Below are 24,644 nucleotides of genomic sequence, written 5' to 3'. Positions count from 1 at the left end.
GGCCCCCATCACCCCTTACCCCGATGCACAGTGCCACACTGCGGGCAAGTACGGGCTTCCTTACTCTCGTAGAACGCCTTGAACACCGGTGGCAGGTCCGCGACGATGTCGTTCACCTGCAGCTCGACCTCGTGCACGATCGCGTTGCAGTTCGCGCAGTACCAGCGGAACTTCTCCAGCGTGCCCTGCTCCCGGACTCGCTCGATCACCAGGCCGATCGAGTTCGGGCCGCGCTGCGGTGAGTGCGGCATGTTCCTTGGCAGCACCCACATTTCGCCGGCGTTCACCGCGACCGTCGCCGGGCCGTCGTCGGTCATCACGTTGACCTTCAGCTCGCCGGAGATCTGGTAGAAGAACTCCTCGTACGGGTCGACGTGGAAGTCGGTGCGCTGGTTCGGCCCGCCAACCACCATCGTGATGAAATCGTCCCCGGTCGGAAACATCTGTTTGTTGCCGACCGGCGGCTTCAGCAGGTGCTTGTTCTCCTCGATCCACTCCGGAAAGTTCGTCGACTTCAAACTCACCATCAGTTCACTCCTTCTGCCCGCCACGCTCTTGTGGAACGGCTGCGACTCCGGATATCTCGATCAGCAGCTGGGGATGCGGCAGCTGATGTACTGCGACTGTCGTCCGGGCGGGTCCGTTCGCGTCGAAGAACTCCCCGTACACCTCGTTGTACCCGCCGAAGTCGTTCATGGACACCAGGTACGTGGTCACGCTGACCAGGTCGTCGAGGCCGGCCCCGACGGCGCCGAGGATGTCGCGGAGGTTCTCCAGTACGGCCCGCGTCTGCTCGCGGATGTCGAGCGTGACGGTGCCGAGCGAATCCACCGTGGCCCCGGCGATCGTGTTGTCCGCGCGCCGGCTGGACGTACCGGACACGAACGCGAACCCGTTCGCGACTTTCACATGCGGGTACCGCCCGCGCGGCACCGCCTTGCCCGGGACCACCGTCGCATCGGCCATGGCAGCATCCTGATCACACAATCGCCGCCGAGCCAAGCACTCACGGCGCGTCGGTACCGGCCTTTCCGGGCCGGCCGGCCCGGAAAGGCCGGTACGATCGTGGCTCCGTGGAGCCGGACGACAGCTGGGGGCCTGAGGTGAGCGACCGGAGACCGTCCCTGCAGGACCGCATCCGGGCTCGCAAGGAGGGCCTCTTCGTCGGCCGCGGCGTGGCGCTGGCCCAGTTCGAGCAGAACCTGATGATGCCGGTGGACGACCCGCGCCGCCGGTTCCTGATCAGCCTGTACGGCGTCGGCGGGGTCGGCAAGACCACCTTGGTCGAGCGCTGGCAGCAGCTCGCCGAGCACCACGGGTACGCGGTCGGGGCGGTCGACACAGCCGACGACATCTTGTCGGCGATCGAGCAGCTGACCGAGCGCCTGGCCGCGTCGGGTGCCGAGTGCACCGGCTTCCGGCGGATGCTGGCCCGGTATCGCAAGGATCGGCGTACGCTCGACTCCGACCCGAACGCCCCGGCCGGGATGTCCGCGCTGCTGACCCGTTCCGCGGTCCGGATCGGCCTGCGCGCCGCCGCGAACGTACCGGTCGTCGGCGCGTTCACCGAGGAGATCGACAAGAACGAAGCCGCCGACCAGGTCGATCAGCTCCGCGCGTTCCTGAGCCGCCGGCTCGGGCGCAAGCACGATCCCGACCTGCTGCTGGCACCGATCGAGGCGCTGAGCAAGGCCTTTGTCAGTGACCTGTGGAAACTCGGTGACCGGCGTCCGGTGGCGCTGTTCGTGGACGCGTTCGAGCAGACCGAGGCGGTCCTGGGTGACTGGCTCCTGCAACTGCTGGAAGGCCGGTACGGCGATCTGCCGGCCGGATTTGTCCTCGTACTGTCCGGTCAGCACCCGTTGGACGCGAACCGGTGGGCCGGCTTCGTCAACATCCGCGCCGACGTCGAGCTGCCGGCGTTCACCGAGGCCGAAGCGCGACAACTGCTGGCGGCGCGCGGCGTCACCAATCCCGCGACCGCGAATCTCGTGCTGGAGCTGTCCGGTGGATTGCCGGTGCTGGTCGCGCTGCTGGCCGCCGCAGCGACAGACGGAACGGCACGCGCGGCGGACCCGGTCGACACAGCGGTCAGTCGGTTCCTGAACGGCGTACCAGATCCGGAGCACCGGGCTGCTGCTCAGGCCGCTGCCCTGCCGCGCCGGCTCGACCGGGAGATCCTTGCCGTCGCCGCGGACCGGGCTGCCGACTTCGAGTGGGTCTGCGGCCTGCCGTTCGTCACCGCGCACCCCGATGGATACCGGTACCACGCTGTGGTTCGGCAGGCGATGCTCCGCTCGACCCGACGCGCCGCTCCGGACAACTGGATCAACCGCCACCGTGCGCTGGCGACGCACTATCGCCAGCGGAAGGAGCAGCTCGCGCTGCCGGACGTTGGGCGGTGGGGTGACGGGCGGTGGGTCGCGCTGAGTCGCGAGGAGACGTACCACCAGCTGTGCGCTTCCGGCGAAGCAGCGCTGGCGGGAGCTGTGCAGGACTTCATTGACGTCTATCGGTGGGCGAACGGCACGCCGGCCTGGGCGCAGATGATCGTGGAGGCGGGGGTAGACGGTGGTAGCGATGCTGTGCGGGTCCGGGGCGAACAGCTCGCAGGTTGGTTGAGCGGCCGGCTGGAGGACGGGCTGGCGATGCTGGACAACCTCGCCGAGGACCGGACGCTGGACGACGTGCACCGCTGGTACGTGCTGCTCGACCGCGCCGCGCTGCAGCACAGCCTGGGACGGGACCGGGAGGCGCTGCGGGACCTGGATCGTGCAGACCAGGCGCTAGCACCTTCCGGGATTGCCGAGGAGCTACGAGGACAGATCCAGCTCGAGCTAGGTGCGTACGAGAAGGCGCTGCGGCATCTGGATGAAGCGGTTCGGCTCAGCCCGGAGTACGCGCCCGGCTACTCGAGTAGAGGTGCGGCGCATCGCGGGTTGCAGCAGTACGAGGCCGCGCTCGCTGACCTCGACCGGGCAATCGACCTCGACCCGAGCGATCCTGCTTTGCTCGCTGTTCGTAGTTCGTTGCTCGAGGAGCTGAACCAGTCCGCCGAGGCGAAGGCGGACTTGGATCGTGCGATTGCCGTCGCTCCCGGAAACCCGCTCTGGTTGGTGCTGCGGGCCGGATTCCAGCTTGCCCGGGGCCGATTCTTCGAGGCCCTGGCCGATCTGGATCATGCGGTGGAGCTCGATCCGGACGCGGCGGAATCGCGGCTGCTGCGGGCCTCCGTACGCGGGATGCTGGGCCGCGAGGAGGAGGCAGTCGCCGACCTGGAACGGGTGCCGCGGACGGGCTTCGAGCAGGATGTGGCGGCGGTCCGGACCGTCATCGAGCAATTCACCGGCGGTGGAACCCTGCCCGCGGCCAAGCCCACGCAACTGTCCGGCGGGCGGGATTCCGGCGGACAGATTGACCCGGTGACGCGGGAGCGCTCCGACGGTGATCCGGAGGGGCGCGAGGTTTCCGATCCGGGGGCGTTGCTGGCTCGGGCCCGGGAGTTTGCGGAGGCGAAACGGTTGCCGGAGGCAATCGCGGCCGTGGACCGGGCGATTCGGCTCGCACCTCGGTCGGTCGAGTTGCTGACGGCGCGGGCGGACTTCCGGCACCGCGCCGGCGACGACACCGCCGCGTGCGCGGACCTGGATCGTGCGCTTGAGCTCGATCCCGACTCGGTCGACGCGATCCGCAGCGTGGGCGTGATCCGGGCCGACAACGGTGACTACACCGCCGTACTGGCCGCCTTCGACCAAGGCATCCGGCTCAACCCGAACGACCTGGAAACGCTGATGTCACGCGGCGTGGTGCACCAGCAGCGGGGTGACTACCCGCGGGCCGTTCAGGACTTCGACGCGCTCCTCAAGGTGTACTCGCGGCTGCCCGCGGCGCTCGTGCTTCGCGGGCAGGCGCTCGCGTTGGCCGGCGACCGCTCCGGAGCGCGCCGCGACCTCGACCAGGCGGTCAAGCTGGCGAAGCGCAGTGCGCCGATCATCTCCGTACGCGGCACGTTCCTGCTCCGGCAGGGCGATCCGGCCGCGGCGCTGAGCGACTTCGACCACGCGATGCAGCTCGCCCCGGCTCGTCCGTCGATCTGGAGCAGCCGCGGGCGGGCGTACCTCGCGCTCGGCCGTTATCCGGAGGCGATCGCCGACTTCGAACGTGCTGCCGGGTTCGACCCGCCGCCTGCGGTGGCGTTTCACGGGCAGGGGCTGGGGTGGCTGTATCAGGGCGATCGGGTACGGGCCGAGGAACTGTTCCGGACGGCGGTGACGGTGGCGATCGGGCAGCTGCGATCGCCGAGGGTCGTCCTGCCTGATGATGTGCCGGGGCAGCTGGACGCGCTGCGGAGGCTGCCGGGTAAGGGGCGGCTTCGGTTCGAGTTGGTGTGTTTCGCACTCGCAGCCGGGTACGACGAGCCGGCCGCGCGCCTGCTCGCCGCGGTACTCGCCGATCAGGTCTCCGTAGACGCAATCCCGGACCTGACCCGAGACCTCGAAGAACTCAACCGACTACTCGGCCCCAACCGAGTGACCCCACTGCTGACCATGCTCCCCCACCGCTGAGCGCTGTCCGGCGGCGCTTCCCACAGCGCGGGGTCAGGTTAGCTCTACGCAGATGTTCGTGGTTTCGGTGTAGAAATCCAGGGAGTGCCGGCCGCCCTCCCGGCCGATGCCGGAGAGCTTCATCCCGCCGAACGGTGTGCGAAGGTCACGCAGGAACCAGGTGTTGACCCAGCACAAGCCCACGTCCAGCGCGGCGCCGGCTCGATGCGCCCGGCCGACATCGCGTGTCCAGACCGTTGCCGCAAGCCCGTAATCGCTGTCGTTGGCCAGCGCATACGCCTCCTCTTCGGTGTCGAAAGGCGCCAGGTGACACACCGGCCCGAAGATCTCCTCCCGGTTCGTCCGCGCCTCCGCGGGCAGTCCGGTCAGGACAGTTGGTTGCACATAGCAACCACCGTCGCGGGCGTCGCCGAAGGACGGTACGCCGCCACCGGTCAGTACGTCGGCGCCTTCCGTACGCGCCAGGTCGTAGTACCCGAGGACCTTGTCGCGGTGCTGTTTCGAGATCAGCGGCATGTTCATGGTCGCCTCGTCGGCCGGCCAGCCGTAGGTCAGTTCGGACCCGCGCCGCGCCAGCCGTTCGGTGAACTCGGCGTAGACGGATCGCTGCACGTACAAGCGTTCCGTACACAAACACACCTGGCCACCGTTGGTGAAGACCGAGCGAACGGACCCCTCGACCGCCGCGTCCAGATCGGCGTCCGCGAAGATCAGCCCGGCGTTCTTCCCGCCGAGCTCGAAGGACACCGCCTTCACCCGGTCCGCCGCGACTTTCGCGATCGCCGTACCGGTCGCCGACTCGCCGGTGAAGGTGATCGCGTCGATGCCGGGATGCCGGGTCAGGTACTCCCCCGCCGACGACGGACCGAACCCGTGCACGAGGTTGAACACACCGGGCGGTACACCGGCCTCCGCCATCACCTCCGCGAGCACGGTCGCGGACGACGGGGTTTCCTCCGACGGTTTGACCACGACCGTGTTGCCGGCGACAAGGGCCGGGGCGACCTTCCAGGTGAGCAGCAGCAGCGGCAGGTTCCACGGGACCACGATCGCGACCACACCGACCGGTTTCCGGACCGCGTAGTTCAGCGCGCGGCGGCCGTCCGGGAGAGTGGTCTGGTACGACTCGGTGGGCACCGTGGTGGCAAAGTCCGCGAACGTCCGGAAGTTCGCCGCGCCGCGGGGGATGTCGAGCGTACGCGCCTGGCTGATCGACTTGCCGGTGTCACCCACCTCCGCCGCGACCAGGTCCTCGAACCGCCGCTCCAACGTGTCCGCGACCCGCCGCAGCACCGCCGCCCGCTCCTGCTCACTCATCCGTCCCCAGGGCCCGCGTAGCGCACCCCGAGCCGCCGCCACGGCCGCATCCACAGTCGCCGAGTCAGCCTCGCACACGTCGAAGATCTGCTCCCCCGTCACCGGCGAAACCTTCGCAAACCGCTCAGCGCTTTCCACAAACGCGCCGTCCACAAAGTGCCGCAGCACCCCGACGGACCCCACCTGTCCCGTCAACAACTCACTCGACCACAAGCTCACCCAACCCACCTCCAGTCATCGTGGGCGCCGGCGGCGGGTCAGGGCGAGGAGGGCGCCGGCGGCGGCGACCGCGGTGGCGCCCAGGAGCTGGTGCTGGCGGTGGACCCGGTGCTGGACTTCGGCGTACGGGGTCGTGCTGAACGAGACCAGCTCGTAACGGGAAACGTACGTCCCGGGCAGCAACCGCTCCAGCGCATGCTCGACGCGCTTCTGCAGCCGGAACACCGGCGACGCCACCTTGTCGCGCATCTCGATGAAGTTCGCGAGGGCCATCTCCGCGATCGCCTCGGTGTTCTCCCGGCGGCGCGCCTCGAACAGTGGCAGTGCGCGCGCCCACGATCCGCCCGTGTCGTCCAGGCAACGATCCAGCTCGACGACATCCTCGAACGCACAGTTCGCGCCCTGCCCGTAGAACGGCACGATCGCGTGCGCGGCATCGCCCAGCAGCCCCGTACGCCCATGCGCCTGCCACGGCAAGGTGTGTACGGTGCCGAGTACGCCGACCGGATTGTTCAGATAGTCATCCACCAAATCCGGTGCCAACGGCAACAAATCGGGATAGTTCAGCCGGAAGTGGTCCTCGATCTCGCCCGCCGAGTTGAGTGCGTCGAACGATCCGGCCGGCCAGAACACCGTACACGTGAACGAGCGGTCCGGATTCGGCAGCGCGATCATCATCGACGTACCGCGCGGCCAGATGTGCAGCGCGCCCGGATCGAGCGCGAAGTCGCCGTCCGCGGCCGGAATCGACAACTCCTTGTACCCGTAGTCGAGAAACTCGACGTCCTCGGCAACGATGCCCTCGGCAAGCAATTGCTCGCGCACCGCGGAGCCGGCACCGTCCGTCCCGAGCACGATGTCCGCGGTCACCGACACCTTCCCCTGCGGCGTCGCGAACACCAGCTGCCCGGCCTGCGAATCCAGCTCCACCAGCCGATGCTCGAACTCCACCGACACCTGCGGCGCAGCGGTCGCAGCGGTCAGCAATGCGTTGTTCAAGGCAAAACGGCTGATCGAGTTGATCGCGCGATCACCCGACGCCGAGTACGACTGGAAGTCCAGCGGGCCGGTCACCGGGTGGATCATCCGGCCCTTCATCGGCAGCGCATCGGCCATCACCTGGTCGACCAGCCCGATCCGCCGCAGCGCGTCCAGACCGCGCTCGGAGATCGCCAAGTTGATCGACCGGCCGCGCTCGGCCGCTCCGGTCCGCGGGTCCGGCCGCCGCTCGTACAACGTCACGGTCAGCCCGCGCCGCGCGAGGTAGCAGGCCAGCAGGCTGCCGGTCAGACCGGCTCCGACGATCGCCACCTTCATGCCGGCACCACCTCCGCCAACGCTGAGGCGGCGCGCCAGCAGTCGTGGTACGTCGAGTACAAGGGCACCGGCGCGAGGCGCAGTACGTCGGGCTCGCGGGCGTCCGCGATCACCCCGTACCCGAACCGCAACTGCCGCGACAGCTCACCGGCGCGCAGGCCACGGACCCGTAGCGACAACTGTGCGCCCCGCCGCGCCGGGTCGGTCGGAGTGATCACCTGCAACGGCCCACCGGCCAGCAGCTTCTCCAGGTACGCCGTCAACCGCACGCTCCGCTCCCGCAGCACCTCGATGCCGATCTTTTCGAACAGCTCCAACGACGTACGCACCGGGCTCATCGAGAAGATCGGCGGGTTCGACACCTGCCACGCGTCCGCGGTCGCGGGCGGCCGCGCCTCGGGTTTCATCTCGAACCGCGTCGCGGCCTCCGTACTCCACCAGCCCTCGAACCGCGGCCGGTCCCCGCCGAGGTGCCGCTCATGCACGAAGGCCCCGGCCAGGGCGCCGGGACCGGAGTTCAGATACTTGTACGAGCACCAGGCGGCGAAGTCCACATCCCAAGCGTGCAAGGACAACGGTACGTTCCCGGCCGCGTGCGCGAGGTCCCAGCCGACGATCGCGCCGGCCGCGTGACCGGCCTTCGTAATCGTGGGGATGTCCATCAATTCACCGGTCAGGTAGTTCACCCCACCGAGCAGAACGAGCGCGACGTCGGCGCCGAGTTGCTCGACCACATCGGCCGTCCGCAGACTGTCCTCCCCCGGGCGCGGCCGGAGCCGGATGATCGCGTCCTCGGCGTCGAATCCGTGGAAGGCGGCCTGGGAGCGTACTGCATAACTGTCCGACGGGAACGCGCTGTCCTCGATCACGATCCGGTGCCGGGAGCGGGTCGGGCGGTAGAACGACACCATCAGCAGGTGCAGGTTGACGGTCAGTGAGTTCATCACGACCGTTTCGCTCGGAAGTGCACCGACCAGGCGGGAGGCGGGACCGGTCAGGAGCTCGTGGTACGGGAGCCAGGGGCGATCCGCGTCGAGATGGCCTTCCACGCCGAGGGCAGCCCAGGCGTCCAGGTCTTCCAGCAGTTCGGTCCGGGTCGCCTTGGGGCGGAGGCCGAGGGAGTTGCCGGCGAAGTACGCCACTTCCGGGTACGTACCACCTTGGGCCGGCGGGATGTCGAACAGGTCCCGGTGCCCGGGGTCGGCGGCATCCAGCTCCAGTGCACCCTGCTCCGACAGCGGCTCGACCGTCACGCCTCAGCAACCTCGTCTGCCGGCTCGGTGGAATCAGCCTGGCCGGCCGCGGCCGAGGCGGGCCGGTCCGAGGCGGGCCGGTCCGAAGCTTTCAGTGGCTCGATCAGCTGGCCCTTGCCGAGGACGGTTACGCCGCCCTTCGACACGGTGAACCCGCGCTGCCGGTCGTGGTCCGGGTCGACGCCGATCTCGACCCCGTCCGGTACCACCACGTTCTTGTCCAGGATCACGTTCTTCAGCACCACGTCGCGCCCGATCTTGCAGTTGTCCATGATCACCGCCCGCTCGATCCGGGCGCCGGCACTGACGATCACGTTCGGCCCGAGGACCGAGTGGTCCACGGTCGCGCCGGACACGATCGAGCCCTGGCAGACGATCGACTCGCCGACGGTCGCGTTGTCGGTGAACTTCGCGCCCGGCAGCTGCGGGTGCGAGGTGAAGATCGGCCAGTCCGAGTTGTACAGGTTGAACACCGGCTGGATCGAGACCAGATCCATGTGCGCCTCGTGATACGAATCCAGTGAGCCGACGTCGCGCCAGTACGAGCGGTCGCGGTCCAGTGCGCCCGGTACATCGTTCTCCTGGAAGTCGTACACCCCGGCCTTGCCGTCGGCAACGAGCATCGGGACGATGTCGCCGCCCATGTCGTGCCGGGACGCCGGGTCGGCGGCGTCCTTGCGGAGCGCCTCCACCAGGACGTCCCGGCTGAACACGTAGTTGCCCATCGACGCGAACGCCTCGTCCGGCGAGTCCGGCAGGCCCGGCGGGTCGGCCGGCTTCTCCAGGAACTCTTCGATCGCGTGCCCGTCGGCGGCGGTCTTGATCACGCCGAACTCGGTCGCCTCGGTCCGCGGCACCCGGATCCCGGCCACTGTCACGCCGTTCCCGCGCTCGATGTGCGCGGCGACCATCTGCGAGGCGTCCATCCGGTACACGTGGTCGGCGCCGAAGACCACGATGTACTCCGGGTCGGCGTCGTTGATCAGGTTCATCGACTGGTAGATCGCGTCCGCGCTGCCCTGGTACCACTGCGGTCCGAGCCGCTGCTGCGCCGGTACACAGGTGACGAAGTTGCCCAGGAAGGTCGACATCCGCCAGGTCAGCGTGACGTGCCGGTCGAGCGAGTGCGACTTGTACTGGGTCAGCACGCACAGGTTGCGGTACCCGGCGTTGACCAGGTTGGACAGCACGAAGTCGATCAGGCGATAACTGCCCCCGAACGGCACTGCCGGTTTGGCCCGGTCGGCAGTCAGCGGCATCAACCGCTTACCCTCGCCACCAGCCAGCACGATTCCAAGAACTCTGGGCGCCTTTGCCATGTGGGCACCCTAATCCGACTAGGGCGCTGGCATAAGCGGTTGCGAGTGTCGTAACACTGTAAAGATGCCTATCCTCGTCGTTCCGACCGTTGCTGTTCACCGTTCGTTCCTCGCGGCCTGGGACGAGCTGGGTCCGGAGCAGGAGCGCTGGATGGGCGCGCGGTCGTACATCGGGACCGAGGAGGACTGGACCCGCGACCAAGCGGCGGACCCTGCCGAGTTCGCTCGGCTGGTGGACGCGATCCGGCTGGAAGCCGAGCCGGAGACCGAACTACCGCCGGGCATCGTGCACCAGACCGTGCTCTGGTTCGTCGACGGCGTCGAGTTTCTCGGCCGGCTCTCGATCCGGCATCACCTGACACCGCCGCTCACCGAGATCGGCGGCCACATCGGGTACTGCGTCCGCCCGTCAGCGCGCCGGCAGGGGTACGCTACCCAGATGCTGGCCCAGTCGCTCCCGATCGCGGCCGCGCTCGGCATCGACCCGGCGCTGGTCACCTGCGACGTGGACAACACCGGCTCCCGCAAGGTGATCGAGGCGGCCGGCGGCGAACTCGAGGACGAACGCCACGGAAAGCTCCGCTTCTGGGTCCCGACGGAGGTCGCCTGATCCCCTGACGGGGGTTACATGCCTTACAGTCGGAGCTTATGAAGGTCGCGATCTTGACGCGGGAGTTCCCACCGGACGTGTACGGCGGGGCGGGGGTGCATGTCGACTTCCTGGTCCGCGAGTTGCGCCGGCTGATCGACGTCGACGTGCACTGCATGGGTGAGCCCCGGCAGGGCGCGACCGCGCACTCCGAGGACGACCCACGGCTCCCGCACGCGAACGCGGCGCTGCGGATCCTGTCCACCGACCTGACCATGACGGCAGCGGTCGGCGACTCCGAGCTGGTGCATTCCCACACCTGGTACGCGAACATGGCCGGCCACTGGGCCAAGCTGCTGTACGACGTGCCGCACGTGGTGACCGCGCATTCGCTGGAGCCGCGCCGCCCGTGGAAGGCGGAGCAGCTCGGCGGCGGCTACCGGCTGTCGAGCTGGGCCGAGCGGACCGCGTACGAGGCGGCGGACGCGGTTGTCGCGGTCAGCCGCGGGATGCGTACCGACGTCCTCGACTGCTACCCGTCGGTGGACCCGGCCAAGGTGCACGTGATCTCGAACGGGATTGACGCGGACTTCTACCACCCCGATCCGTCCACGCAAGTACTCGAACGGCTCGGCGTCGACCTGAACCGGCCGTACGTGACGTTCGTCGGCCGGATCACGCGGCAGAAGGGCGTACCCCATCTGCTCCGCGCCGGACTACGCCTTGACCCGTCGGTGCAGCTCGTACTGCTGGCGGGCGCGGCCGACACGGTCGAGCTGAAGGCCGAGACGGACGCGCTGATCGACGACCTGAAGGCGGCTCGCGACGGTGTGTTCGTGGTGTCGGAGATGCTGCCGCGGGAGCAGGTCCGGCAGGTACTCACGCACGCGCTGGCGTTCTGCTGCCCGTCGATCTACGAGCCGCTCGGGATCGTGAACCTGGAGGCGATGGCTTGCGAGACTGCCGTCGTCGCCAGCGCGGTCGGCGGTATCCCTGAGGTCGTGGACGACGGCGTCACGGGGACTCTGGTGCGGTATGACGAGAGCGATCCCGACACCTTCGAACGCGAGCTCGCCGACGGGATCAACGCGCTGGTCGACGATCCGGCCGAGGCGGAGGCGATGGGCAAGGCGGGGCGGGAGCGCGCAGTCACGCAGTTCGGCTGGGACGCGGTGGCTCACCGAACAGTCGAGCTCTACAAGAGCCTGCTGACCAGCTCGTAGTCATCCGCCGCTACACCTTTTCCTGCGTCGACCTCGCGTTCGAGCAGGTCTCCGTACACCCCGCGCAGCCGCGCCGCCTGGCCGCTCCACGCTGCCTCTTCACGGAAGGCCGGATCAGCAAGCTTGTAGGTACCTCGCCGAGTCAGCAGCAGTGAGCACTTGGCGGCGAAGTCCGCACTGTCACCGGCCTTGAACGCCTCACCGATCCCCGTGCGCGTGACGAACTCACGCAAGCTGGCCATGTCACTGACCAGTACGGGCAGTCCGCCCAGGCTGTACTCGAACAGCTTGTTCGGCAGCGCCATCTCGTGGTTCGGCGCGCGCAACATCGGGATGATGCCCGCATCCGCCGTCCGCAGGAACGTCGTCACCTCCCGCGGCCCGACCGGATGCGTGAAGTGCACGCGCTCGGTCACGCCGACGTCGGCGGCGAGCTTCCGCAGCACGTCCACGCCCGGGAGATCCGGTGACGGGACAGCAACCACCGCGAGGTGTACGCCGGGCAGTTTCGGCAATGCCCTGATCGCGGTGTCGATCCCGCGGACGACCGTGATGCCGCCGCTGTACACGATCAGCGGAACGCCCACCGGCAAACCGAGGCGGCTCCGGATGTCCTCCCCTACCGTCGCCGCCTCCGGAATGTCGGGGGTGTTGAGGATGACGTCGGGCAGGCGTTTCAGGGCATGCTCTTGCCGGAGCCGCTGAGCGATCGCCGGACTGACCGTGACGACCCGGTCGACGATCGGAAGGTAGTCGCGCTCGTGCCTTGCCCATGCGGCGATGAACCGGGGCGTACGTGCGCCGTACCGTGCGATGCCGGGAACGTACTCGTGCGCGTCGTAGACGACTTTGACCGACCGCTTGGAGCGTGCCGCGGCGCGGACTGCCACGCCGATCGTGTGCATGTCGTGCGCGTGGATGACATCCGGATCGAGCCGGTCGATGACCGCGCCGAAGATGGTCTCGTAGTCGTACGCCTCGGGCACCGTGCCGGGCCAGCTGACGGCCCAGGGCGTACGCGCCACGACGCCGTCCCAGACTCGCCAGCCGAATTTGAAGGCGAGGTTCTGCTGCCGGATCAGCAGGCCGCGGGCGCGGGCTCCGGCAAAAGCCAGTTGCCGGGCCTGATGCCCGAGGACGCGGCCGGGGCTGCGGCGTCCGTTGAGATTCAATTCCGCGCGGCGGGCCTCGAGGAGTGCTTTGCGGACGACCAGTTCGCGGGGGATGTGGCTGCCGAGGAGCGGCAATCGCCAGTCCCGGCGCCGCTGCCGACGACCGCGCCGGCCGTCGCGAAACGTGAACGTCCCGGGGAGGCGGACCATCACCGCGCCGCTGTCCAGGCGGTCGACGGACGAGTGCTCGTCGAGCGAGACGCCGAGCACGGTCACGCGCAGGCCGGCGTCGGCGAGCACCGCGGCTTCCTTCAGAACTCTGCTGTCGTTGATGACGTTGTTGGCCACGAGAGCCACCACGTGTGGTCGATCGGTCACGTCTGGAAGTACGGGGTGAGGGGCGGGAATGGTTGCAGAGATTCTCAGCAAATTCTCCGGAAGGCTCTCCGGCGGGTGCTGGTGGCGGGTTCTTGGACGGGTTCTTCGACGGGTGCTGGTGGCGGGTTCTTCGGCGGCGCTCGGCCGTGTTGCTCCGGCCGGGTCGCGCGTGGATTCTCGTGTGGGTAGGGGAAACCCCACCTGGGTCCCGGGGGGTCGCACCATGTTGTGGAGGTTCGCGTGAAGGTTGGGTTGGGGTATGACTTCTCGCCTGACCAAGACCGTCGCCGGCACGCTCGCGACCGCTGCTCTGCTCACGTTCCCCCTGTCCGCGTTCGCCGCCGTCGATCAGCCGACGCTGTCCGAGGCCGCCGTCTCCCGCGTGCACGCGCCGCGTGGCGCACTCGTGTCCGCGGTGCCGGTCGCCCAGCTGACCGCCGCTCAATTGGACGCGGCCGCCGTCGACTTCCCCGGCGCGCCGAAGTCGGCGTACGACGTCACGGCGTATCGCGTGGTCTACCGAACGATCGACCACGACGGCCGGCCGACGACCGCCAGCGGGATCATCGTGCTCCCGGACGGGCGCCGCGGCGCGCTGACAGTCGCGGAGTACCTGCACGGAACCAACCCGACCAAGGCGGCCGCCGCATCGGTGGATCCCGCGTCGACAGATCGGCTGGTCACGGCGCTGTTCGCGGGGCAGGGTTTGGTCGGGGTCGCGCCGGACTATCTCGGGCTGGGCGTTGGGCCGGGGCGGCATCCGTACATCGACACCAAGACCGAAACCACCGCGTCGGCGGACCTGCTGCTCGCGGCGCGGACGTTCGCGGCGCGGCACGGTGTCGTGCTCAAGCGGGACGTGCTCGTCACCGGGTTCTCGCAGGGCGGCCGGGCGTCGATTGCCTTCGGGCGGGCGCTGAGCCGTGGTGAGGTCGGTCCGTTCCGGCTCGGCGAGATTCGCGCGGTCGCGGGGCCGTACGACCTGCTCCGTACCGAGCTGCCGGCCGCCTTCGACGGGCGATTGCTACCTGCCACCGCATCGTTCTACTTGGCGTACTTGGTGACCGCGTGGAACCGGACCGTCGGGTTGTACGACGATCCGCGCGAGGCGTTCCAGGCGCCGTACGCGTCGACGGTCGAGGGCTTGTTCGACGGATCGCATCCGGGTGACGAGATTGTCGCCGGGTTGCCGGATTCGCCGGAGAAGCTGTTCACGCCGGCGTTCATCCAGCGGCTGAAGCACCCGGAGGGACGGCTGTTGCGGGCGATTCAGTCTGCCGACACGATCTGCCGGGACTGGACTCCGCGCGTACCGGTGCATCTGTACAGCGGCACCAAGGACACCGACGTGGTCGCCGCCAACGCCGACGCTTGCGCCGCCTCGCTGCGTGCTCGGGGCGCGAATGTGACGGTCCACTCGATGGGTCCGGTGGATCACCCAGGGACGGCGTTCGCGGCGTACCCGGAGATCATCCGGGCGTACGCGCGCCATGCCTAGAACCTGAGCTGCTGCCTAGGACCTGAGCCGTTGCCTAGGACCTGTCAGTACCAGGATCGGCGGGGTACTGCCTAACGGGCGGCGCGGAGCGAAGAGTGGGGGTATGACGAACTCGACCATCACCCTCGCAGAGGATCTCACGCTGACCCGGATGGGGTACGGCGCCATGCAACTGGCCGGACCTGGCGTCTTCGGCCCACCGAAGGACCGCGCGCAGGCGATCGCGGTCCTTCGGGCAGCTATCGAGCTCGGCGTGACGCACATCGACACCAGCGACTTCTACGGGCCGGAGGTGGTGAACGAGCTGATCAAGGAGGCCCTGCACCCGTACCCGGCCGGCCTTCACCTGGTCACCAAGGTCGGCGCCCGGCGGGGTGACGACGCGTCGTGGATTCCGGCACTGGCGCCGGACCAGCTGAAGCAGCAGGTGCACGGGAATCTGGACCGCCTCGGACTGGATGTCCTGGACGTCGTCAACCTCCGTTCGAGCGCGCACGCCACACCTGATGAGGAGTCGATCGAGGAAGCCTTCACCACCCTGGTCGAGCTGCAGCAGCAGGGCCTGATCAAGCACCTCGGGCTCAGCGGCGTCACGATCAAGCAGATCCGCGAAGCGCAGGCGATCGCGCCGATCGTCACGATCCAGAACCTGTACAACCTGGTCAGCCGCGAAGACGACGACGTGGTCGACTACGCCGCCGCGCACAACCTCGCCTTCGCCTCGTTCTTCCCGCTGGGTGGTTTCACTCCCCTGCAGTCCGACACCTTGACCAAGGTCGCCGCCCGCCTGGACGCCACGCCGTACCAGGTAGCGCTGGCCTGGCTGCTGCAACGGTCCACGACAAGCGTCGTCATCCCGGGTACGTCGTCGCTGACCCACCTTCGCGAGAACATCGCCGCCCGCGACCTGACCCTGCCCGCCGACGCGATCGCCGAACTCAACGCCATCTGACCCGGCTCCGCCGAGGCACCGACACGCCGAGAGATACCGTGCGGCGGCGTACGCAGCTGCTTGTTTGCGGAACTTTTCCGCCGATATCCGCCGGAAAGGTTCCGCAAAGCATGTTGCGGTTGGTCGAGGACGCGACGGCGTGCTCGCCGAGGAGCGGGTTGCTCAGCCGAGTTCGCGTTGGAGCATGCGGACGAGGGCGTCGACGTCCGACTCGACCATTGGCTCGCCGGTCATCCCCATCCGGTGCAGCAGCGTTCCGATCACCACGTCGATCAGGAACAGGATCCGCTGGTCCGGCTCGCCGAGCGCCTCGTGCAGGACGACCCGGTACGGCTCCTGCAACTGCCCCGCGAGCAGCTCCCGCAGCGCCGGATCACCGATCGCGTCGGTGAACACGCCGGCGAACGCGGCGGCGACCCCGGGCTCACCGATCTTCGCGGCGCCATACCGGACGGCCGTCGCGAGGTCGTCGGCCCGGCTGCGCCCGGTCAGCGGCAGCGGGCCGAACGTGTCCACCAGGCAGGCAGTGACCAGCGCGCCCTTGGACGGCCAGCGCCGGTAGATCGTCGTCTTCGCGATTCCGGCCGAGGCGGCGATCCGGTCGACGGTCGCCCGCGTGTACCCGAGCTCGTCGATCGTCCGCAGGGTTGCCGAGAACACCTCCGCGTCCACGCTGGACCGAGGCCGCCCGGGCCGGGCCGAACTGTTCGCAGAAGTCATGGTCGCATCCTACAGAGTTATGCTACCGTCGGTATCGATACCAATGGTAGCGAAACTCTGGACGGTGCCCGATGACCCACTCCGCCACCAAGCCGACCTCCAAGTCGACCAGCAAGCCGACTATCAAGCCGGCCACCAAGCACCGGCAGCCGCTCGGCATCCGGGTCCTGTACGGGCTGCGCAAGGAACCGGACTTCTTCGCGATGTCGCCCGCGGAGCTGATCGCGTTCGGCCAGGCCCAGAACCGGATCGTGAGTTCGCCGTTGGCCCGCCTCGCGACCGGCTTCCCGCACCGCGGCGCCTCGATCAGCTGGCAGGACGTACGCCTCCCGGACCGCACGATCCGGGTCCGGGTGTACCGCCCGGTCGGCGCATCGGCGACGTTGCCGCTGGTCGTTCATGTGCACGGCGGTGGCTACGTCGGGACCGCGGTGCAGTGCGACTGGATCAACAGTCACGTCGCGGCCCGCGTACGCGCGGTGGTGGTTTCGGTCGAGCATCGGCAAATGGACTACGACACTCCGCTGGCCGCCGCGGTCGACGACGGCTGGGACGTGTACCGGCACGTGCTGCGTCACGCGGGCGAGTGGGGAATCGACCCGGGACGGATCGCGCTCGCCGGGGAGAGCGCCGGCTCGATGGTGGCGGCGCTGTCCGTACTCCGCGCCCGGGACGCCGGTTTGTCACTGCGCGCGCAGGTGCTGGTCAACCCGTGCGTCGACCTGACGCCGACCGCACTCGACTACAAGTCGATGGCCGAGTACGCCGGCACGCCGAACCTGACGCGCGAAGGGGTCGACTTCTTCCGCCGCATCGCCATACCGGACGGGACCGATCCGCGCGAGCTGTCACCGTTGTACGCCGACTTGACCGGGCTGCCGCCAACGCTGTTCGTGATCCCGGCGCTCGACCCGGTGGCCGATCACGGGCGCGCGTACGCCGAGCGGTTGCGGGCGGCCGGGACGACGGTTCAGGTGAACGAGTTCGACCGGGCCGGTCACGCGTTCATCAGCCTGCCCGGCCTGGTTCGGCAGGCCAGGCCGGCGCGTGACCGGATCGTCGAGTTCCTTCGCGAGCAGCTGAGTTAGCTGAGTTAGCTGGGTCAGATTCCGGCGGTCGGGGTTTCGGAGGTCAGCCAGGTGGTGAGGAGGCGGGCGCCGGCGCCGGTCGCGCCGAGCGAGTACTCGAACCGGTCGGCCGGGGATTCCGCGATCGACGACAGGTCGAGGTGCGCCCACGGGATGTCGCCGGCGAACGCCTTCAGGAACAGCGCGGCCGTGATCGATCCCGGGCCCTTCGAGCTGTTCACCGAGTCGGCGATCGGAGTCGAGATCAGGTCCTCGTACTCGGCCGGCAGCGGCATCCGCCACAGTTCCTCACCGGACACCCGGCCGGCGTCGGCGAGGTTGTCGGCGAGCGCATCATCGGTCGCGAACAGTCCGCCGTACAGCATCGCGCCGAGCGAAACCTTGATCGCACCGGTCAGCGTGGCGACGTCGACCAGGACATCCGGCTTCAGCTCATGGACGGCGTACGCGAGACCGTCCGCGAGGACCAGGCGCCCTTCGGCATCGGTGTTCTTCACCTCGGTGGTCCGGCCGCCGAAGTGCCGGATCACGTCATCGGGCCGGTACGCCGTACCGGACGGCATGTTCTCCGCGGCGCAGACCAGGCCGGTGACGCGGACGTTCGCACCGAGCTCGCGGAGCGCCGACATGGTCGCGATCACCGAGCCGCCGCCGGTCATGTCGCGCTTCATCGACACCATGCCCTCGCGCGGCTTCAACGACAGGCCGCCGGTGTCGTACGTGATGCCCTTGCCGACCAGGACGACGTACGGCGTGTTCTTCGTCGCGCCGTCCGGTACGTAGTCCAGCCGGATGAACCGCGGCGGACGGGTCGAGCCCCGGCCGACCGCGAGGATGCCGCCGAACCCGTCGGCGGCAAGCTTCTTCTCGTCCCAGACCGTCACCTCGAGACCGGTCGCGGCGGCCACCTCGGTCGCCCGCGCGGCCAGCCAGGCCGGGTCCTTCTCGTTCGACGGGGTGATCGCGAGCTGCCGCGCCAGCCAGCCGGTCCGGCCGACCACGACGCCGCGGTCCAGCACCGGCTGGCGCTCCCCGTCGGTGCCGTCGGTGATGGTCACCTGCCCGACCGCGGGCTCACCCGGGTCGACGGTCTTCAGCGTGTACGAGAACGAGCCGAGAATCACGCCCTCCGCGAACGCCCGGAGCGCCGCGTCATCGATGCCCTCAGCAACGACAGTGGTGAGTTCGGCCTTGCCGCGGCCGAACCGCGCGATCGCCGCACCGGCGTGTCGCAGGTCCTTCGCGCTCCCGTCACCGGCTCCGACCAGCACCACCTCGGCCGCCTCACCGGTCAGCAACGGGTACGCCACCGTGGCCCCCGCCGCCGGGCTGAACCCGGTCGCGAGCTGCGCCTCCAGCAACCGGCCGAGATCCACGCCGAGCCGCTCGCCGGCCTCCTTCGCGGCAGCCGGCAGGCCACTCTCGTCATCGACGACGACCACCCAGGCCGGCGCCCCGTGCACCGGCAGGCCCGGCTGCCAGGTCACGACCGGAAGACTGGGAAAGGGAGACGAAGCACCACGGCGAGCCACTAGGAAGACCTCACTGTTTGATCAAATAGGTGTGGGTGTTCGAGGCTAGCGCTCAGTGCTTCAGCTCCGGTGTCCAGGTAGGTGCATCGCAAGGCGGAGAAGCTGCCTCGATGCGGGTTTATCGTGGCAGCTTCTCCAACGCAGCGAGGTGCCTGCCTGGGCGCCGGAGATGGAGTGCTGAGCGTTAGCCTCGAACACCGAAACCGTACGACCCCGGCGGGTGCCATGGAACGGCAGCCACCGGGGCCGGAGTGATTGGCAAGGGGTGCGAGACCCCCGGAGGATGTGATCAGCCGACGACGGCCTTCAGTGCATTGCCGAGCTCGGTCGCTTCGTCCGCGTTGAGCTCGACGACGAGCCGGCCGCCGCCCTCCAGCGGAACCCGCATCACGATCCCGCGGCCCTCCTTGGTGACCTCGAGCGGACCATCGCCCGTCCGCGGCTTCATCGCCGCCATGCGCGCACCCCTTCCCAGTGTCGGTGTTGAGCGACGACACCGCGCGGGGGACCGTCGCCGGCGCCGTTGCGGTGATGCGCCGTCGGCGCGTATCGCAGTGTGTATCGCACCCCATTATTCCCGATCCCGGGCCAGAGCCGTGCACCATACGGCAGACTCGAGTCTTGTGCACGCCCGTTCAGCCCTCTTCGACCTCTACGGTGACCACCTGCGCGCCCGCGGCGCACAGGCTCCGGTCGCGGCCCTCGTCCGGCTGCTCGCCCCGCTGGGCGTGCATCCACCGGCCGTTCGGACCGCCGTCTCCCGGATGGTCCGGCAGGGCTGGCTGGAGCCGGTCCGGATCGACGGCCAGCCCGGGTACGCGCTGACCGCCCGGGCGCGTCGCCGCCTCGACGACGCGGCCGCCCGGATCTACCGGACGGCCCCCGACGGCACCCCGGTAGCCACTGGCGCGGAGGGTCCGGGCGACTGGGACCGGCACTGGCACCTGGGCATCCTCCGCGAGGTCCCGAACGCGCGCCGCCGCGAACAACTCGCGAGCCAACTCGCCTTCCTGGGTTGGGCTCCGCTCTCCGACGGCGCCTGGGTCGGGCTGCGCAACGACGCCGAAGTGGACCAGATTCTGGGCATGGAGGGCATCGCCGCGGACCGGTTCCGCGCACCCGTCGGCGAGGACGCGGTCGAGTTCGCCCGGCGAGTCTGGAAACTGGACGAGCTCGGCGCGTCGTACGACGCCTGGCTGATCGAGGCGAAGGCTTTGGTCGACGCCGCCGCGGGGGCGCCGGCGGGTGCGGACGACGCGGTGGGCGACGAGCAGGCGTTCGCTGTCCGGTCGGAGTTGGTGCACGAGTGGCGCAAGTTCCTGTTCCGGGATCCCGGGCTGCCCGACGAGCTCCTACCGACCGACTGGGCCGGTACGAAGGCCGCCGCCTTCTTCGATTTCCACGCCGAACGTTTGGCTCCCGCGGCCGGGCGTTTCGTCGACAACTGCCTGGCCCACACCTGACATCTGCCTGACACAACACCAACATCTCTCACCCACCGTCAAGGAGCCAACCACAATGAGTGACCCCACCACCCCCACCTGCTCCCCCACCCCCACCACCCCTTCCACCTCCTCCAACCCCACGACCGCTTCCACCGACGCCAACACCGCTGGGTCGGACCGCGCTGACACCACCGCCGCTCACACCGGTGGCGCGGAGGCTGCTACCACCGCCGCTCACACCGGCGGCGCGGAGGCTGCTGCTCCACGTGCCGCTGACGATGCCTCCGCCGGCAGTGCTGATGCGGGCGCCGGTGACACTGCTTCCGGGGGCAGTGCTGATGCGGGTGCCGGCTCTGTTGGGTATTCGGTTGACGCGGGGGTTGCGACCATCACCCTGAATCGGCCGGATGCGATGAACGCGCTCGACACGCCGACCAAGATCCTGCTCCGCGACACCATCCTCGCCGCCGCGGACGATCCCGGCGTGCGCGTCGTGGTGCTGACCGGTACCGGGCGCGCGTTCTGTGTCGGCCAGGATCTGAAAGAACACATCGGGCTCCTGCAGGCCAACGATCAGGAAGCACTCTGGAGTACGGTCCCGGACCACTACGCGCCGATCGCTCAGGCACTAGCCGAGATGCCCAAGCCCGTCATCGCCGCTGTGAACGGAGTCGCGGCCGGGGCGGGCGCCTCGATGGCGTTCGCATGCGACTTCCGGATCGTCGCCGACACAGCCGGCTTCAACCTCGCCTTCACCGGCATCGCACTCTCCTGCGACACCGGCATCTCCTGGACCCTCCCCCGCCTGATCGGCCACGCCAAAGCCCTCGAACTGCTCTACTTTCCCCGCACCATCCCCGCCCCCGAAGCCCTGGACCTCGGCCTCGCCACCTCGGTAGTCCCCTCCGCCGACCTAGCCACCGCCGTAGCCGACCTGGCCACCAAGCTCGCCCAAGGCCCAACCATCGCGTACGGCGCAGTCCGCCAGTCCCTCAGCTACTCCGCCGCCCACACCCTGGCCGAGTCCCTCGCCTTCGAAGCCACCCAAATGCAACGAACCGGCGCCACCCAAGACCACCAAAACGCCGTCACCTCCTTCGTAGCCAAACAAAAACCAACCTTCACCGGCCAGTAACCCCACCGTCGCACCACCCCACCGTCGCCCCACCCCGCGGACCCACCACCGCCGCCCCACCACGCACCACCTGCGCACCGCCCCACCACGCACCACCCCACCGCCGCCCCACCACGCACCACACCACCAGCCACCCCACCGCCGCCCACCCGCGCCCCCACCGCGCCGCCGTGCCCCACCCCGCGCACCCCACCACCGCCCTACCGCCCCGCGCACGCCACGCCCACCGCCCGTAGTCGCGCCGCTGCCCACCTGGGCGCTCGCGCCCCGGACCTCCCGCACCACCGCCGCCCACTCGCGCGCCGAGGGGTCGCACAACTCTGCGTTTGAGGGGTCAGCCCCGGAGGTGGTGGGTTGTCCCCTCGGATTTTCAGGGGGCAACCCACCAGCTGAGGGGGAAGCTGGGTGCGCCCGCGGGTGGCGAGGTCTTGTAATCGTTTACGTAAGCGATTACAACATGCCTGTGAGGAAACTGTTGCTGCCTGCCCTGACCATCGCCGGCCTGGTCGGGAGTCTTGTTGTTCCGGGGTCGCGCGCGGCCTCGCCCAGCGCGACGGCGATCACCGCGCCGTCCACCACCTCGGCGGACGCCGCGTCGGCAGGCGCTGCGGGTGCAGGCGCTGCGGGCGCTGCGGCTGCGGGCGCGGGCGCTGCGGGCGCGGGTGCTGCGGCTGCGGGCGCGGGCGCTGCGGGCGCGGGTGCTGTCGCGGCGGGGGTGCTTGGGAGTGGGGTGGCGCGCTCCGCCACGCTGGGTGAGGACATTGCGTACAACGTCTACCTGCCGGCCGGGTACGCGGACTCCACGCGGCGTTATCCAGTTGTGTACTTATTACACGGCCGTGGTGACTCCATGAGTGCGTGGACTCAGTTGAAGAGCCGGTTGGACCAGTTGATCGCCGGCGGGGAGATCCCACCGATGATCGCGGTCATGCCGGATGCGCCGTGGAGCAATCGCGCGAGCTGGTACGTCGACTCGGCGTACAAGGGCAGCGCCGACGGCAAAATCCCGCCCGGGCGGCCGGTGGAGACCGCGTTCGTCAAGGACCTGGTCCCGCGCATCGACGCCACGTACCGGACCATCGCGGACCGCACCGGTCGCGCGATCGCCGGGTACTCGATGGGCGGCGCCGGCGCCCTGCGGTACTCCCTGGTCCACCCAACCGTCTTCGGCGCGGCGATCGTACTCAGCCCCGCCGTGTACTTCCCGCTGCCGCCGAGCGATTCGAGCACCCGCGATTTCGGTGCCTTCGGCAAGGGTCGCGATCCGTTCGTGGAGTCGACGTACCTCAAACTCAACTGGCCGGCCGCGCTGAAGTCGTTCGCGGCGACCGGGCTGAAGTCGCATCTGTTCATCGCGGTCGGCGACGACGAGTACAAGAATCCGAAGCCGATCGACGCCACCCATGACCTCGACTTCGAGTCGCACGTGGTCTACAACCAGGCCGCGCGGGTACCGAACCTGACCTCGGAGTTCCGGGTCGTCAACGGCGGGCACGACTGGGACGTCTGGGGTCCGACGTTCGTCGAGGGCGCGAAGTACATTTTCCAGTACATCGGCAAGCCGCCGGCCACGCCGATGCGCGCCGCGATCACCGGTACGCCCGGTGACGACCGCGCCGGTGGGATCGCGACCGATGCCGCAGGCAACGTTTATCAGGCCATCGCCGCGGCGGGCGCACTGGACGGACAACCGTACGCCGGCGGCACCGACGTCAACCTGGTGAAGTACAAAGCGGACGGCACGCGCGAGTGGACCCGCTCACTCGGTACGAGCGGCACCGACCGGCCGTACGGGGTAGCGGTCGATGCCGACGGCAACATTGCACTGACCGGGTATACCAACGGCAATCTCGACGGATCGCATCCGGGCAACACGACTGACGACGCGTTCGTCGCGCAGTACGACCCGAACGGGAACAGGCGCTGGGTCACCCAGTTCGGTGTACCCGGTGTCGCGGACCGCGGGTACTCGATCGCCGTCGACGGAAGCGATCTCTACATTGGTGGGTATACCAAGGGATCGCTTGGTGGCACCAACGAAGGCGACAAGGACGTGTTCGTCGCCCGGTTCGGCAGCGACGGCCGGCAGGCGTGGGTACGCCAGGCCGGGAGCACCGGTGAGGACAAGGGGATGGCGGTCGCGGTCTCCAACGGTGCCGTGTATCTGGGCGGGATGACCGGCGGCGCGCTCGGTACGCCGGCCGGTGGTATCGACGGGTTTGTCGCGCGCTACTCAACCGCGGGCGATCCGGTGTGGATGCGGCAGTACGGCACGGCCGCGTCGGACGAAGTGTGGGGTCTCGCGGCCGATCCGGCGGGCGGCGTGTACCTGACCGGGTACACCGCGGGCGACTTCGCCGGAACGTTGAGCGGCGACAAGGACATCATGGTCGCGCGCGCCGACGGCGACGGTGTGCTGACGTGGCGGGATCAGTTCGGCACGAGCGGGAACGACAAGGGCGCAGCGATCGCCGTGAACCGCGATGGCGGACTGTACGTCGGCGGTTTCACCGATGGCGCGTTGGAGACCGCGCTCGGCAAGTTCGACGGCGTACTCGCGAAGTACGCCGCCGATCACACCCGTACGTGGACACGTCAATTCGGTACGGCCGACGACGACGCGGCCGACGCGTACGCCGAGGCGAACCTCTATCTCACGACGACGCCGACCGGTACGCAGCTCACCGGTCTGACCGGGAGCGACGTGTTCCGGACGGCGTACACCGTGGACGGCACCAACGAATTGCCATAAACGTTTGGTGGGCTCCCAGACCACGTTCCGGCAGGGCGAGTCACGGCCGGACAACCACCTGACAGTCGGGGAGCCCGCTGAACACCTCATCACGTTCAGTGCCCGGAGCACAACTCGTTCAGCCGTTTGTCTTTGGTTTCCGGCAAAGTACCGTTTGCATCTGCACAAACCAGCTGCACGTGCACGCCGGACAGCGCGCGCTGCACGTGCGGTCAGGGCGCGCTGCACGT

The 24,644-nt window shown here is 68.9% G+C and carries 18 protein-coding genes and 1 pseudogene; 9 read left to right on the top strand and 10 right to left on the bottom strand.

All coding sequences use genetic code 11. The features are described 5' to 3' along the window. Positions 1-8 precede the first annotated feature (8 nt). Together ABD260_RS25165 and ABD260_RS25160 are read right to left on the bottom strand one after the other, a co-directional pair. Positions 9-527: a 3-hydroxyanthranilate 3,4-dioxygenase gene (locus ABD260_RS25165; protein WP_344236997.1), complete on the bottom strand. Its 519-nt coding sequence runs from the start codon at positions 525-527 to the stop codon at positions 9-11. A 4-nt stretch (positions 528-531) separates the two neighbouring features. Further along, positions 532-966 carry a RidA family protein gene (locus ABD260_RS25160; protein WP_344236995.1) on the bottom strand — a complete coding sequence of 145 codons (435 nt, stop codon included), beginning with the start codon at positions 964-966 and terminating at the stop codon, positions 532-534. Between the two features lie 137 nt (positions 967-1,103). On the opposite strand from ABD260_RS25160, the gene ABD260_RS25155 reads away from it, so the two are divergent. Beyond that, positions 1,104-4,565 (top strand): tetratricopeptide repeat protein, encoded by a 3,462-nt coding sequence (locus ABD260_RS25155; protein WP_344236993.1) that lies wholly within the window; start codon positions 1,104-1,106, stop codon positions 4,563-4,565. 33 nt (positions 4,566-4,598) lie between these two features. Here the strand turns inward: ABD260_RS25155 and ABD260_RS25150 are convergent, their stop codons facing one another. The 4 genes and pseudogenes from ABD260_RS25150 to glgC all read right to left on the bottom strand — a co-directional run. Next, positions 4,599-6,101 (bottom strand): 2-hydroxymuconic semialdehyde dehydrogenase, encoded by a 1,503-nt coding sequence (locus ABD260_RS25150; protein WP_344236991.1) that lies wholly within the window; start codon positions 6,099-6,101, stop codon positions 4,599-4,601. Positions 6,102-6,116: 15 nt separating this feature from the next. Further along, positions 6,117-7,418, bottom strand: coding sequence for an FAD-dependent oxidoreductase (locus ABD260_RS25145; RefSeq protein WP_344236989.1), 1,302 nt, complete (start codon positions 7,416-7,418; stop codon positions 6,117-6,119). Then, positions 7,415-8,671 carry a kynureninase gene (gene kynU / locus ABD260_RS25140; protein ID WP_344236987.1) on the bottom strand — a complete coding sequence of 419 codons (1,257 nt, stop codon included), beginning with the start codon at positions 8,669-8,671 and terminating at the stop codon, positions 7,415-7,417. Before kynU ends, ABD260_RS25145 begins: the two co-directional genes overlap by 4 nt. Positions 8,672-8,781: 110 nt before the next feature. Then, positions 8,782-9,990: pseudogene (gene glgC, locus ABD260_RS25135) on the bottom strand (glucose-1-phosphate adenylyltransferase); the annotation flags it as partial. Between the two features lie 64 nt (positions 9,991-10,054). Here glgC and ABD260_RS25130 point away from each other — a divergent pair. Continuing rightward, positions 10,055-10,600 (top strand): GNAT family N-acetyltransferase, encoded by a 546-nt coding sequence (locus tag ABD260_RS25130; RefSeq protein ID WP_344236985.1) that lies wholly within the window; start codon positions 10,055-10,057, stop codon positions 10,598-10,600. 38 nt (positions 10,601-10,638) lie between these two features. Continuing rightward, positions 10,639-11,802: a glycogen synthase gene (gene glgA / locus ABD260_RS25125; protein ID WP_344236983.1), complete on the top strand. Its 1,164-nt coding sequence runs from the start codon at positions 10,639-10,641 to the stop codon at positions 11,800-11,802. On the opposite strand, the gene ABD260_RS25120 is transcribed toward glgA, so the two are convergent. Beyond that, a complete protein-coding gene (locus ABD260_RS25120; protein ID WP_344236981.1) occupies positions 11,775-13,262 on the bottom strand; it encodes a glycosyltransferase in 1,488 nt (495 codons plus the stop codon). The genes glgA and ABD260_RS25120 overlap by 28 nt on opposite strands. Positions 13,263-13,551: 289 nt before the next feature. Here ABD260_RS25120 and ABD260_RS25115 point away from each other — a divergent pair, with 289 nt between their 5' ends. Together ABD260_RS25115 and ABD260_RS25110 are read left to right on the top strand one after the other, a co-directional pair. Further along, positions 13,552-14,790 (top strand): dienelactone hydrolase family protein, encoded by a 1,239-nt coding sequence (locus ABD260_RS25115; protein WP_344236979.1) that lies wholly within the window; start codon positions 13,552-13,554, stop codon positions 14,788-14,790. Between the two features lie 103 nt (positions 14,791-14,893). Further along, entirely contained in the window at positions 14,894-15,742 is an 849-nt protein-coding gene (locus ABD260_RS25110) for an oxidoreductase (protein ID WP_344236977.1), read from the top strand. 162 nt (positions 15,743-15,904) lie between these two features. Here ABD260_RS25110 and ABD260_RS25105 read toward each other — a convergent pair whose 3' ends face one another. Next, positions 15,905-16,462 carry a TetR/AcrR family transcriptional regulator gene (locus tag ABD260_RS25105; RefSeq protein WP_344236975.1) on the bottom strand — a complete coding sequence of 186 codons (558 nt, stop codon included), beginning with the start codon at positions 16,460-16,462 and terminating at the stop codon, positions 15,905-15,907. A 71-nt stretch (positions 16,463-16,533) separates the two neighbouring features. Here ABD260_RS25105 and ABD260_RS25100 point away from each other — a divergent pair, with 71 nt between their 5' ends. After that, the gene (locus ABD260_RS25100; protein ID WP_344236973.1) at positions 16,534-17,550 is read left to right on the top strand and encodes an alpha/beta hydrolase; all 1,017 of its coding nucleotides are present in this window, start codon (positions 16,534-16,536) and stop codon (positions 17,548-17,550) included. Positions 17,551-17,564: 14 nt separating this feature from the next. Here the strand turns inward: ABD260_RS25100 and ABD260_RS25095 are convergent, their stop codons facing one another. Both ABD260_RS25095 and ABD260_RS25090 read right to left on the bottom strand, forming a co-directional pair. Then, the gene (locus ABD260_RS25095; protein WP_344236971.1) at positions 17,565-19,037 is read right to left on the bottom strand and encodes a leucyl aminopeptidase family protein; all 1,473 of its coding nucleotides are present in this window, start codon (positions 19,035-19,037) and stop codon (positions 17,565-17,567) included. A gap of 334 nt (positions 19,038-19,371) precedes the next feature. Continuing rightward, positions 19,372-19,539 carry a DUF3117 domain-containing protein gene (locus ABD260_RS25090; RefSeq protein WP_012923066.1) on the bottom strand — a complete coding sequence of 56 codons (168 nt, stop codon included), beginning with the start codon at positions 19,537-19,539 and terminating at the stop codon, positions 19,372-19,374. Between the two features lie 166 nt (positions 19,540-19,705). On the opposite strand from ABD260_RS25090, the gene ABD260_RS25085 reads away from it, so the two are divergent. The 3 genes from ABD260_RS25085 to ABD260_RS25075 all read left to right on the top strand — a co-directional run bounded on the left by ABD260_RS25085 (position 19,706) and on the right by ABD260_RS25075 (position 24,414). Continuing rightward, a complete protein-coding gene (locus tag ABD260_RS25085) occupies positions 19,706-20,545 on the top strand; it encodes a PaaX family transcriptional regulator (protein ID WP_344236969.1) in 840 nt (279 codons plus the stop codon). A 55-nt stretch (positions 20,546-20,600) separates the two neighbouring features. Beyond that, positions 20,601-21,662, top strand: a complete 1,062-nt coding sequence (locus ABD260_RS25080) for an enoyl-CoA hydratase/isomerase family protein (RefSeq protein ID WP_344236967.1) — start codon at positions 20,601-20,603, stop codon at positions 21,660-21,662. A 463-nt stretch (positions 21,663-22,125) separates the two neighbouring features. After that, positions 22,126-24,414, top strand: a complete 2,289-nt coding sequence (locus tag ABD260_RS25075) for an alpha/beta hydrolase-fold protein (protein WP_344236965.1) — start codon at positions 22,126-22,128, stop codon at positions 24,412-24,414. Positions 24,415-24,644 lie beyond the last annotated feature (230 nt).

Source organism: Kribbella hippodromi (genome assembly GCF_039531045.1).
Lineage (GTDB): Bacteria > Actinomycetota > Actinomycetes > Propionibacteriales > Kribbellaceae > Kribbella > Kribbella hippodromi.
This window is presented reverse-complemented; position numbering and strand designations above follow the sequence as displayed.